General features: G+C 65.4%; 12 protein-coding genes and 1 pseudogene. 6 read left to right on the top strand and 7 right to left on the bottom strand.

Annotation, left to right across the window (positions count from 1 at the left end; translation table 11 throughout):
• Positions 1 to 118, top strand: a pseudogene (locus AVTE2539_RS07615) (IS5/IS1182 family transposase); the annotation flags it as partial.
• Here the strand turns inward: AVTE2539_RS07615 and AVTE2539_RS07610 are convergent.
• From AVTE2539_RS07610 to AVTE2539_RS07580, 7 genes are all read right to left on the bottom strand, one after another.
• Positions 69 to 818, bottom strand: coding sequence for a SirB1 family protein (locus AVTE2539_RS07610; protein ID WP_284409356.1), 750 nt, complete (start codon positions 816 to 818; stop codon positions 69 to 71). The pseudogene AVTE2539_RS07615 and the gene AVTE2539_RS07610 sit on opposite strands and share 50 nt — an antisense overlap.
• 237 nt (positions 819 to 1,055) lie before the next feature.
• Positions 1,056 to 1,751, bottom strand: coding sequence for an ABC transporter ATP-binding protein (locus AVTE2539_RS07605; RefSeq protein WP_284409355.1), 696 nt, complete (start codon positions 1,749 to 1,751; stop codon positions 1,056 to 1,058).
• Positions 1,752 to 1,754: 3 nt separating this feature from the next.
• Entirely contained in the window at positions 1,755 to 2,549 is a 795-nt protein-coding gene (locus AVTE2539_RS07600) for an ABC transporter ATP-binding protein (protein ID WP_272563917.1), read from the bottom strand.
• Positions 2,546 to 3,856 (bottom strand): branched-chain amino acid ABC transporter permease, encoded by a 1,311-nt coding sequence (locus AVTE2539_RS07595; RefSeq protein ID WP_284409352.1) that lies wholly within the window; start codon positions 3,854 to 3,856, stop codon positions 2,546 to 2,548. Before AVTE2539_RS07595 ends, AVTE2539_RS07600 begins: the two co-directional genes overlap by 4 nt.
• Positions 3,857 to 3,860: 4 nt before the next feature.
• Positions 3,861 to 4,814, bottom strand: a complete 954-nt coding sequence (locus tag AVTE2539_RS07590; RefSeq protein WP_284409351.1) for a branched-chain amino acid ABC transporter permease — start codon at positions 4,812 to 4,814, stop codon at positions 3,861 to 3,863.
• An 85-nt stretch (positions 4,815 to 4,899) separates the two neighbouring features.
• On the bottom strand, positions 4,900 to 6,135 hold the full coding sequence (locus AVTE2539_RS07585; protein WP_284401886.1) for a branched-chain amino acid ABC transporter substrate-binding protein: 1,236 nt from the start codon (positions 6,133 to 6,135) through the stop codon (positions 4,900 to 4,902).
• A gap of 149 nt (positions 6,136 to 6,284) precedes the next feature.
• On the bottom strand, positions 6,285 to 7,925 hold the full coding sequence (locus AVTE2539_RS07580) for a 3-(methylthio)propionyl-CoA ligase (RefSeq protein ID WP_284409350.1): 1,641 nt from the start codon (positions 7,923 to 7,925) through the stop codon (positions 6,285 to 6,287).
• Between the two features lie 187 nt (positions 7,926 to 8,112).
• Here AVTE2539_RS07580 and AVTE2539_RS07575 point away from each other — a divergent pair, with 187 nt between their 5' ends.
• The 5 genes from AVTE2539_RS07575 (at position 8,113) to AVTE2539_RS07555 (ending at position 11,751) form a co-directional block, all read left to right on the top strand.
• Positions 8,113 to 9,597 carry a protein adenylyltransferase SelO gene (locus tag AVTE2539_RS07575; protein ID WP_284409348.1) on the top strand — a complete coding sequence of 495 codons (1,485 nt, stop codon included), beginning with the start codon at positions 8,113 to 8,115 and terminating at the stop codon, positions 9,595 to 9,597.
• On the top strand, positions 9,594 to 10,007 hold the full coding sequence (msrB, locus tag AVTE2539_RS07570; protein WP_272563923.1) for a peptide-methionine (R)-S-oxide reductase MsrB: 414 nt from the start codon (positions 9,594 to 9,596) through the stop codon (positions 10,005 to 10,007). The genes AVTE2539_RS07575 and msrB overlap by 4 nt, the downstream gene beginning before the upstream one ends.
• Before the next feature lie 37 nt (positions 10,008 to 10,044).
• Positions 10,045 to 10,632: a septation protein A gene (locus AVTE2539_RS07565; protein WP_284409346.1), complete on the top strand. Its 588-nt coding sequence runs from the start codon at positions 10,045 to 10,047 to the stop codon at positions 10,630 to 10,632.
• Complete coding sequence (locus tag AVTE2539_RS07560; RefSeq protein WP_284409344.1) at positions 10,629 to 10,898, top strand: BolA family protein; 270 nt, start codon at positions 10,629 to 10,631, stop codon at positions 10,896 to 10,898. Before AVTE2539_RS07565 ends, AVTE2539_RS07560 begins: the two co-directional genes overlap by 4 nt.
• Positions 10,899 to 10,965: 67 nt before the next feature.
• Positions 10,966 to 11,751, top strand: a complete 786-nt coding sequence (locus AVTE2539_RS07555; RefSeq protein WP_284401875.1) for a foldase protein PrsA — start codon at positions 10,966 to 10,968, stop codon at positions 11,749 to 11,751.
• Positions 11,752 to 11,789 lie beyond the last annotated feature (38 nt).

The following is an 11,789-nucleotide window of genomic DNA, read 5'->3' as shown; positions in this document are numbered from 1 at the left end:
GCTCTCCCGGGACTATGAGCGGTTGCCGGAAGTGCTCGGCGGGCTACATTTTCTGGTGTTTGCAGTGCTCATGTTGCCCGCCGCTGCACGGGTGCTAGCTGCGGCGGGAAGTTCATAACACGCTCTAAGAAGATGAAAAGCAACGGCATCGAGACGCAGTTGCCCTTTTTTGTTCTCAGATAGTTGGGCAACAGTTTGTTTTTGATATTGCGTCCGTAGGGATCTTCCAGGTCGTATTGAAATGGCCGCCGCTCGTTCCACCCATTGGGCTGATAGATGTGAAAACGCAAGGCATCCAAGATCAAGCGTTTGGACGCCCCTGTGGGCAGCGTCTTTCGAATCCCCCGCGCCATCTCATCCAATTGTTCCAATGTCGCATCGACATCGACACTGGGGTCCATCATTCGGTCGATGACCAATTTGACTCTGGACAGGTCGATGTCGGCCTCTGGGGCTTCCAACATCTTCTGGATGATTTGTCGGTTTTCATCCGGCGGTTGGCTCAGCCGCTGGGCATGGGCCATCGAAACCAATGCCAGGAAGAAGATGGCAGATGCCCATCGCGTCAAACGCATCGCCAAAGCCAGCCATTGGGGCGTGGGAGAGGGGCTCGATGCATGTTCCGCCTTGCCCCGTACCCGCCTCGGTCGGGGACGCGTTGCAGGATTTCGCGGGCCCTGTAATGCACTGCTGCGTTGGGTCTTGCGGCCATGATTGGTGTGCATCCCTGGGCACGCCCTCCTGGACTTGTCCATGGCCAAGGCCAAGACCTGTGCATCGCTGACGTGCACGCACGTGGCCGCGCCTTCTGCGCTCATTGAAACCTCCCCGTTTCATCTTTTTTGTTGGGGCGGATGTTAAAGGCAGAGCGGCCGGCGCGGGCCAAAAATGCATGCCAAATATTAACTATTTGTTAACCACCGATCCGTGTGTTGCCCATGATGGTTCTGAGTGGCTTTTGCCGCGAGAATGCTCATGGGCGTCCTCCATCGGCCGGAGGAGCCCTCAGCGGAACAGGGTGGCAGGTTGCGTCAAAAGCAACCCCGGCCCGCCCCTCACACCTCCAGCCACTCCTTGCGCACGTAGCTGTTCTCGCGTAGGCCCTGCGGTGTGCCCTCGAAGACGATGCTCCCATGGCCCATCACCAGCGCGCGGTCGGAGATGGTCATGGCGATGGTGAGCTTTTGCTCGATGAGCAGCACCGAGATGCCGCGCGCCTTGATCGCCATGAGGTACTGCCCCACCAGCTCCACGATCTTGGGCGCCAGCCCTTCGGTGGGCTCGTCGATGACGATGAGGTCGGGGTCGCCCATGAGGGTGCGGCACAGGGTGAGCATCTGTTGCTCGCCACCCGACATGACGCCGGCTTCGGTGTGCTGGCGCTCCTTCAGGCGCGGGAACATGCCGTACATGTCGTCGAAGCTCCAGCGGCTGCCTTTGCCCTTGCCCTTCTGGCCCAGCAGCAGGTTCTGGTGCACGGTCAGGTTGGGAAAGATGTCACGGCTTTCGGGCACGTAGCCCAGGCCCAGGTGCGCGATCTCGTAGGCTTTCTTGCCATCGAGGCGCTGGCCCTTCCATTCGAGCGTGCCCTCCCAGTCCACCAAGCCCATGATGGCCTTGGCGGTGGTGGAGCGGCCCGAGCCGTTGCGCCCCAGCAGCGCGACGATCTCGCCCGGCTGCACGCCGAACGAGACGCCGTGCAGCACGTGGCTCTTGCCGTAGTAGGCATGCAGGTTGTCGACCTTGAGCATGGTTCAGTGTCCTTCCGCCTGCTGCGCTGCCGCCACGGCCGAGCCCAGGTAGGCCTCCTGCACGCGCGGGTTGGCGCGCACGGCCTCGGGGGTGTCGAAGGCGATCACCTCGCCGTAGACCACCACGGCGATCTTGTCGGCCAGGCCGAACACCACGCCCATGTCGTGCTCCACGGTGAGCAGCGTGCGGCCCACCGTCACTTCCTTGATGAGGCGGATGAAACGCGCGGTCTCGCTCTTGCTCATGCCGGCGGTGGGCTCGTCCAGCAGGATGACGTTGGCGCCCCCGGCGATGGTGATGCCGATCTCCAGCGCGCGCTGCTCGGCATAGGTGAGGTTCATGGCCAGCGTGTCGCGCTTCTTGTCCAGGCGGATCTGCTCCATGAGCTGCGTGGCGCGCTCGTTGGCATCGTGCAGCCGCGAGAGAAAGCGCAGGAAGGTGTAGCGGTAGCCCAGGCTCCACAGCACGCCGCAGCGCAGGTTCTCGAACACGCTGAGCTTGGGGAAGATGTTGGTGATCTGGAAGCTGCGCGACAGTCCCATGCGGTTGATCTCGTACGGCGCCTTGCCGTCGATGCGCTGGCCGTTCAGCAGCACCTGGCCGCTGGTGGCGCCGAAGCGTCCGCTGATGAGGTTGAACAGCGTCGACTTGCCGGCGCCGTTGGGGCCGATGATGGCCACGCGCTCGCCCGGGGCCACGCACAGGTTGGCGCCGCGGATGATCTCGGTCTTGCCGAAGCGCTTGTGCAGGTCGCGCAACTCCAGCGCATAGGGGGTGTTGACGGGGGTCACGCTCATGCGGCCTCCCCCCGCTTGATGTCCTGCTCGATGGCTTCCTGGATGGCGCCCCATTGCAGCAGGAACTGGCGCCGCACGGTCTCGAACAGGCCGAGGCCCACCAGCAGCACGAAGCCCGCCCCGAACCAGCTGGACAGGGCCCGCGCGTTCAGCGTGGCGCCGAGAAAGTTCATCTGCGGCCCGAGCGCCGAATTGAGCTGCAGGTGGTAGGTCATCTCCACCATGCAGGCCGCGCCCAGCACCGCCACCAGGGCTGTGCCGCCCAGGGCCAGGTACGACACCCACAGCGTGCGCAGCCGGCCGTACTTGGCCACGCGCAGGTTCATCATGATCAGGCTGGCGATGCCGCCGGGCGCATACATCACCATGAACAGGAACACGAGGCCCAGGTACAGCAGCCAGGCCTTGGACAGCTCGGACAGCAGCACCGAGGCAAAGACCAGCAGCACCGCGCCGATGATGGGCCCGAAGAAGAAGGTGGCCCCACCCAGGAAGGTGAACAGCAGGTAGCCGCCCGAGCGCAACACGCTCACGCTGTCGGCGCCGGTGACGATCTCGAAGTTGATCGCCGCCAGCCCCCCGCCCACGCCCGCGAAGAAGCCCGCGATGATGAAGGCGAAGTAGCGCACGCGCTGCGTGTTGTAGCCGATGAACTCCACGCGCTCGGGGTTGTCGCGCACCGCGTTCAGGATGCGGCCCAGCGGCGTGCCGGTGAAGGCGAACATGAGCGCGGTGCACACGAAGCAGTAGGCCGCGATCAGGTAGTACACCTGGATGGCCGGGCCGAAGGTGATGCCCATGAACCCCTTGCCGTACACGCGGTCGGTGGTGATGCCGCCCTCCCCGCCGAAGAACTCGGGGAACATCAGCGCCATGGACGCCACCAGCTCGCCGATGCCCAGGGTGATCATGGCGAAGGTGGTGCCCGACTTCTTGGTGGTGACGAAACCCAGCAGCACGGCGAAGAACAGCCCCGCCAGCCCGCCCACGAGCGGGATGAACACCAGCGGAATGGGCACCGCGCCCTTGCCGGCCAGGTTCATCGCATGGATGGCGATGAACGAGCCCAGGCCGGTGTACACGGCATGGCCGAAGCTCAGCATGCCGCCCTGCCCCAGCAGCATGTTGTACGAGAGGCAGATGACGATGAGGTAGCCGATCTGCGACAGCATGGTGAGCGCCAGGCTGCTGGTGAACAGCATGGGCGCCACGATGAGCGCGGCCGCGAACAGGCCCCAGATGACGATGCGCCCGATGTTGAGCGGCTTGAACCGGTAGGCCGGCGGCGAGGAGGTGTGGGAGCGCATGGGTTCAGTCCTCCCGCGTGCCGAGCAGGCCCTTGGGCCGGAAGATGAGGATCAGCACCAGCAGCAGGTACGGCAGGATGGGCGCCACCTGCGACACGGTGAGCTTGAGCAGCGGCCAGCCGAAGGTCTGCTCGGTCACCGCCATGCCGGCCGCGCGCAGCGCATGCGCCAGCGAATAGTCCAGCGCCACCGCGAAGGTCTGCAGCACGCCGATCAGCAGCGAGGCAAGGAAGGCCCCGGCCAGCGACCCCATGCCGCCCACGACGACGACAACGAAGATGATCGAGCCCACCGAGGCCGCCATGGCCGGCTCGGTGACGTAGGTGTTGCCGCCGATCACGCCCGCCAGCCCGGCGAGCGCGCAGCCGCCGCCGAACACCAGCATGAACACGCGCGGCACGTTGTGGCCCAGCGCCTCGACCATGTCGGGGTGCTTGAGCGCGGCCTGGATCACCAGGCCGATGCGCGTGCGGGTGAGCAGCAGCCACACGGACAGCAGCATCAGCAGCGCCACCAGCATCACGAACGACCGCGACTTCGGGAACTGCGTGCCATACAGCGTGAAGAGCGGCCCCTGCAACTGCGCGGGCAGGCCATAGGGCACGGTGGAGCGGCCCCACACCAGCTGCACCACCTCCAGCACCAGGTACGACAGGCCGAAGGTCACCAGCAGCTCGGGCACGTGGCCGTACTGGTGCACGCGGCGCAGCGCGTAGCGCTCGAACGCGGCACCGAGCGCGCCCACCAGCAGCGGCGCCACGAACAGCGCCACCCAGAAGCCGACCAGGCCGGACAGGGTGTAGGCGATGTAGGCCCCCAGCATGTAGAAACTGGTGTGGGCGAAGTTGAGCACGCCCATCATGCTGAAGATGAGGGTGAGCCCCGAACTGAGCATGAACAGCAGCAGCCCGTAGCTGACGCCGTTGAGCAGCGAGATCACGAAAAACTCAAGATTCATCGAAGAACAGCGCCCGCACGGTTAAAAAAAGAGCCCGAGGAACCCCGGGCCCAAGGTCTCACAGCAATGAAATCGGATGCCCGGATCAGGAGGGCCGCTTCATCTGGCACGAGGTGGGCGTGCTGGCCACGTAGGGCTCGTAGTACTTCACCGGCACGAAGGTGTAGCCGGTATTTTCCGCGTCGTTAGGGTACTTGCCGCCGGCCTTCTCCCATTTGGAGACGAACAGGCCCTGCTGCAGCTGGTGGTCGCTCTTGCGCATCTCGACCTCGCCGTTGAAGCTGTTGAACTTCATGCCCTCCAGCACGGGGGCCACCTTCACCGGGTCGGTGGACTTGGCCTTCACGAAGGCGGCATCCAGCATGGCGAAGGCGTGGTACACGGCGCCGGTGTACATGTCGTCGTTGAACTTCTTCTTGTACTCGGTGACCACGCGGCCGATGTCGCCGGGCAGGTTCAGGTGGTTGTACGACACCATGTACACGCGCCCCGCCGCCGCCGCGCCCATGGCCGTGGGGCTGCCCGTCACGCCGCCGTAGTAGGTGTAGAAATTGACGTTGGCCAGCCCCGCATCGTTGGCGGCCTTGATGAGCAGGGCCAGGTCCGAGCCCCAGTTGCCGGTGATCACGCTGTCGGCGCCGGACTGCTTGATCTTGGCGATGTAGGGCGCGAAATCGCGCACCTGGGCCAGCGGGTGCAGGTCGTCGCCCACGATCTGCACGTCGGGCCGCTTGCGCGCCAGGTTCTCCTTCGCGAACTTGGAGACCTGCTGGCCGTGCGAGTAGTTCTGGTTGATGAGGTACACCTTCTTGACCTCGGGCAGGTCCTTCATGAAGGTGGTCATGGCCTCCATCTTCATCGAGGTGTCGGCATCCAGGCGGAAGTGCCAGTAGCTGCACTTGCTGTTGGTGAGGTCGGGGTCCACGGCGGCGTAGTTGAGGTACATGACCTCCTTGCCGGGATTGCGCGCGTTGTGCTTTTCCAGCGCGTCGATGATGGCCAGCGCCGGGCCGGAGCCGTTGCCCTGCACCACGTAGCGCGCGCCCTGGTCCATGGCAGAGCGCAGGGCGCTGGTGGTTTCCTGCGGGCTGAGCTTGTTGTCGATGCCGATGATCTCGAACTTCACACCCGCCGCGTTCTTCTTGTTGAACTCCTCCGAGAGGAACTGGAAGCTCTTGAGCTGGTTGGTCCCCACCGCCGCCATGAGGCCGGACAGCGGGTCGAGCCAGGCGATCTTCACCGTGTCGCCCTTTTGAGCGAACGCGCCGCCAGCGCTCACCAGGATTGCGGATGCAGCTACAGCCTTGATAGCAAATCTCATCGCTTGTCTCCTCTTGGGTTCTTGAATGGAACAGGGCGCAGCGTAAGGCACGCCACAGAGGAGATGCTCAGGGATTCACCCTATCCGCTATCCCGCATGCGACTGGGCGGCGGCCTCTCGCGGCCGCCCCCTCGCCGCACTGGCGTGCGTCACAGGCCCGGCAGGCGGTAGTCCTTGAGCTGCTCGCGCAGCTTGGCCTTGAGCATCTTGCCCGTGGCGCCGATCGGGATCGCGTCCACGAACAGCACATCGTCCGGGATCTGCCACTTGGCGGTCTTGCCCGCGTAGAACTGCAGCAGTTCCTCGCGCGTCACCTCCGCGCCCGGGCGCTTGACCACCGCCACGATGGGCCGCTCATCCCACTTGGGGTGCGGCATGCCCACGCACGCGGCCATGGCGACGGCCGGGTGTGCCATGGCGATGTTCTCGATGTCGATGGAGCTGATCCACTCGCCCCCGGACTTGATCACGTCCTTGCTGCGGTCGGTGATCTGCATGTAGCCGTCGGCATCGATGGTGGCGACGTCGCCCGTGGGGAACCAGCCGCGGCCCTGCGCATCGGGCACCAGCGGATCGCCCTCGCCGCGGTAGTAGTTCTCGACGATCCACGGGCCCTTGACCAGCAGGTCACCATAGGTCTTGCCGTCCCAGGGCAGTTCGTGGCCGTCGCCGTCCACGATCTTCATGTCCACGCCGTAGATCGCGCGGCCCTGCTTCATGAGGATCTGCATCTGCTCGCCGCGCGGCAGCGCCAGGTGCTTGTTCTTGAGCGAGCACAGCGTGCCCAGCGGGCTCATCTCGGTCATGCCCCACGCGTGCAGCACGCGCACACCGTAGTCGTCCTGGAACGACTGGATCATGGCCGGCGGGCAGGCCGAGCCGCCGATCACGGTGCGCTTCAATTGGCCGAAGCGCAGGCCACCCGCCTTCACGTGGTTGAGCAGCATCTGCCACACGGTGGGCACGCCAGCGGCGAAAGTCACGCCCTCGGCATCCATGAGTTCATAGACCGATTTGCCGTCCAGCGCCGGGCCGGGAAAGACCACCTTGGCGCCCACCAGCGGCGCCGAGTACGGCAGCCCCCAGGCGTTGACGTGGAACATCGGCACCACGGGCAGCACCGCATCGCTGGCCGACAGGCCCATGACGTCCGGCAGCGCGGCGGCATACGCGTGCAGCAGGGTCGAGCGGTGGCTGTAGAGCACCGCCTTGGGGTGCCCGGTGGTGCCGCTCGTGTAGCACATGCTGGAGGCGGTGTTCTCGTCGAACGTGGGCCACACGTAGGTGTCGGGGGCTTCGCCGATCCAGGCTTCGTAGCTCAGCAGGCCGGGGATGCCGCTGTCGGCGGGCAGCTGGTCGGCATCGCACAGCGCCACCCACTGGCGCACCGTGGGGCACTTGGCGTGCACGGCCTGCACGATGGGCAGAAAGGTCATGTCGAAGCACAGCACCCGGTCTTCGGCGTGGTTGACGATCCACGCGATCTGCTCGGGGTGCAGGCGGGGGTTGATGGTGTGCATCACCCGCTCCGAGCCGCTCACGCCGTAGTACATCTCCATGTGGCGGTAGCCGTTCCAGGCCAGGCTGGCCACGCGGTCGCCGGCTGCCAGGCCCATGCCGTCCAGCACATTGGCCAGCCGCCGCGCCCGCACCGCCATGTCGCGGTAGGTGTAGCGGTGGATGTCGCCCTCGACGCGGCGCGACACGATCTGCACGTCGCCGTGGTGGCGCTCGGCGAATTCGATCAGCGTGGAAATCAGCAAGGGTTGACTCTGCATCAGGCCCAGCATGTTGGCTCCTTGGGTTGTCGTTGTGAATGGTTCCGCGGCATCCTACCGTGCGCCCTGTGTGCTGCCGCCCTGGGGGCGCCAAGCACCGGGGCCGCATCTGTCGCCAGCTTGACAGCCGCCGCCGCGGCCCCGGGCGCCCAAGCCCCCTCGCCGCGCGTGGCAAAGCGGGTCGGAGACAATTCGGCAGATGAACGCCCCCCTTCCCACCGCCGCGACGGCGCCCGCGTCCGGCCTCGAATGGCGCAACGGCTTTGCAGCGCTGGGCCCGGATTTCTTCACCGAACTGGTGCCCACCCCCCTCCCCGCCCCGCACTGGGTGGCCACGAGCCTGGATGCCGCACAGCAGCTGGGCGTGCCCGCCGCCTGGCTGGCCTCCGACGCGGCACTGCAGGTGTGTTCGGGCAACGCGCTGCTGTCGGGCATGCAGCCATTGGCCACGGTGTACAGCGGCCACCAGTTCGGGGTGTGGGCGGGGCAACTGGGCGATGGCCGCGCCATCCTGCTGGGCGAGACCGACGGCGGCCTGGAGGTACAGCTCAAGGGCGCCGGGCGCACGCCGTATTCGCGGGGGGGTGATGGCCGTGCCGTGCTGCGCTCGAGCATCCGCGAATTCCTGTGCAGCGAAGCCATGCATGCGCTGGGCGTGCCCACCACGCGGGCGCTGGCCCTGACGGGCTCGCCCGCCCCGGTGCAGCGCGAGGTGGTGGAGACCGCCGCCGTCGTGACCCGCACCGCGCCGAGCTTCATCCGCTTCGGGCACTTCGAGCACTTCGCGGCACGCGACCTGCTGCCACAGCTGCGCACGCTGGGCGACTACGTCATCGACCGCTACTACCCCGAGTGCCGTGGCCCGGACGCGCCGGGCGGCAACCCCTACGCCGCCCTGCTCCAGGCGGTGAGCGAGCGCACGGCGGAACTGCTCGCCCACTGGCAGGCGCAGGGCTTTTGCCACGGGGTGATGAACACCGACAACATGAGCATCCTGGGCCTCACGATCGACTACGGACCCTTCCAGTTCCTCGACGCGTTCGTGCCGGGCCACGTGTGCAACCACAGCGACACGCAGGGCCGCTACGCCTTCAACCGCCAGCCCAACGTGGCCTACTGGAACCTGTTCCGGCTGGGCCAGGCACTGCTGCCGCTGATCGAGGACGTGGCGCTGGCGCAGGCGGCGCTCGCGTCCTACCAGACCGTGTTCCCGGCCGCGTTCCTGCAGCGCATGCGCGGCAAGCTCGGGCTGCAGGCCGTCCACGACGGCGACGCCGCGCTGGTGGACGGCCTGCTCAACCTGCTCGCCCAAGGCGGGGTCGACTACCCAATCTTCTGGCGGCGCCTGTCGCATGCCGTGGCCAGCGGCGACTTCGAACCCGTGCGCGACCTGTTCATCGACCGGGCGGGCTGGGAGGCGTGGTTGCTATCATTTTCAGAGCACCCAGGACAATCAAATCCCCGGCATATGGCCGATTCGATGCTGAAATGCAATCCGAAATTCGTGCTGCGCAACCACCTGGGAGAGCAGGCCATCCGCGCGGCCACGCAAGGCGACTTCGCGCCGCTTCACACCCTGCAGGCCCTGCTGGCCGAACCGTTCGACGAACACCCGGGCCACGAGGCCTGGGCCGACTTCCCGCCCGACTGGGCTTCCTCCATCGAAATCAGCTGCTCATCATGACCTTTCCCATCAAAAAGACCGATGCCGAATGGCAGGCCCTGCTGCAGAGCAAAGGCGCCGAGCCCGTCGCCTGGCAAGTCACCCGCCACGCCGCCACCGAGCGACCCTTCACCGGCAAGTACGAAGCGCACTGGGCCGACGGCAGCTACCACTGCGTGTGCTGCGGCGCCAAGCTGTTCGACTCCGGCACCAAATTCGACGCCGGCTGCGGCTGGCCCAGCTTTTCCGAGGCGGTGCCGGGCTCGATCAAGGAGATCGTGGACCGCAGCCATGGCATGGTCCGGACGGAGACGGTTTGTGCACAATGCGGGGCCCACCTCGGCCACGTGTTCGAGGACGGCCCCGCCTCCACCGGCCTGCGCTACTGCATGAACTCCGCATCGCTCGATTTCGAGCCCGGCTCCTCCTGAACGGCGGCAACGCCCGCCCACGCTCCAGCCCTCCCCCATGAAACTGCTGATCGACTTCTTTCCCATCATCCTGTTCTTCGCGGCCTTCAAGCTGTGGGGCATCTACACGGCCACGGCCGTGGCCATCGCTGCCACCGTGCTGCAGATCGGCTACCTGCGCTACAAGAACGGCAAGGTCGAGCCCATGCAGTGGGTGAGCCTGGGCGTCATCGTGGTGTTCGGCGGCGCCACGCTGCTCTCGCACAGCGAAACCTTCATCAAGTGGAAGCCCACCGTGCTGTACTGGCTGATGGGCTCGGCGCTGCTGATCGGCCAGCTGTTCTTCCGCAAGAACCTCATCCGCTCCCTGATGGGCGCGCAGATGGAGTTGCCCGACGCCGCCTGGCGCACCGTGAACTGGAGCTGGACCGGGTTCTTCGCCGTGATGGGCCTGGTCAACCTGTGGGTGGCCTACCGCTTCGACACCGACACCTGGGTCAACTTCAAGCTGTTCGGCGGCATCGGGCTGATGGCGGTGTTCGTCATCGGCCAGGCCCTGTACCTGAGCCGCTACATGAAGGAAGACGACACCAAGGCCGTGCCCAAGGCCACGCACGAGGCCGCCCACAAGGACGTGCAGCCATGACGGCGCTGGCCATCACCGCCGAGGCCATGGCGGCCCGGCTGCAAGAGCGACTGAACCCTTCCGCGCTGCAGGTGCTGGATGAAAGCGCCGCCCATGCAGGCCATGTCGGGGCCAACGGAACGGGTTTCGGCACCCATTTCCGGGTGCGGATTTCGTCACCTTTGTTTACAGGAAGACCCCGCGTCGCACAACATCGCCTTGTGTATGATGCGCTGCAAGAATTTATTGACCAGGGCGCTCACGCCATAGCCATTGAAGTTCTTTGATCCGGCCCTATTTGTCGGACTTGCGGTCAAAACGGCCGCAACTCATTTCCTTTTTGTGGACTCCCCAATGAAGAAAAAGCTTTTGTCCGGCCTCGTGGCCGCTGCCGTGCTGGGCGCGACGGCCTTTCCCGTCTACGCTCAAAACCTCGCCGTTGTGAATGGCAAGGCCGTTCCCAAGGAACGCGCCGAAGCCCTGAAGCAGCAAGTGGAACGCTCCGGCCGCCCCGTGACCCCCGAGGTCGAAGGCCAGATCAAGGAAGAAGTGATCGCCCGCGAAATCTTCTTGCAGGAAGCCCAGAAGCGCGGCCTCGAAGCCTCGCCCGACTACAAAGTCCAGATGGAACTGGCCCGCCAGACCATCCTGATCCGCGAACTGTTCGCCGATTACCAAAAGGCCAACCCCGTCACCGACGCCGAAATCCAGGCCGAGTACGACAAGTTCGTTGCCGCCAACACCGGCAAGGAATACAAGGCCAGCCACATCCTGGTGGAAAAGGAAGACCAGGCCAAGGCCATCATCGCGTCCATCAAGAAGGGCGCCAAGTTTGAAGACATCGCCAAGAAGCAGTCCAAGGACCCCGGATCCGGCGCCCGCGGCGGCGACCTGGACTGGTCGGCTCCGAGCAGCTACGTGGCCGAGTTCACCGAAGCGCTGGTCAAGCTGAACAAGGGCCAGATGACCCAGACGCCGGTCAAGACCCAATTCGGCTGGCACATCATCCGCCTGGACGATGTGCGGGAAGCCAAGCTGCCCAAGCTGGAAGAAGTGAAGCCCCAGGTGGCGCAGCAACTGCAGCAGCAGAAGCTGGCGAAGTTCCAGGAAGAACTGCGCACGAAGGCCAAGATCGAGTAATCGTTCACGGTCGGTGGACCGGCAGGCACCCTGCCGTT

This window comes from Acidovorax sp. SUPP2539 (assembly GCF_030158975.1).
In the GTDB taxonomy this organism is placed as follows: domain Bacteria; phylum Pseudomonadota; class Gammaproteobacteria; order Burkholderiales; family Burkholderiaceae_C; genus Paracidovorax.
Note: the sequence above shows the minus strand (reverse complement) of the source record. Positions and strands in the feature narration are given on the sequence as shown.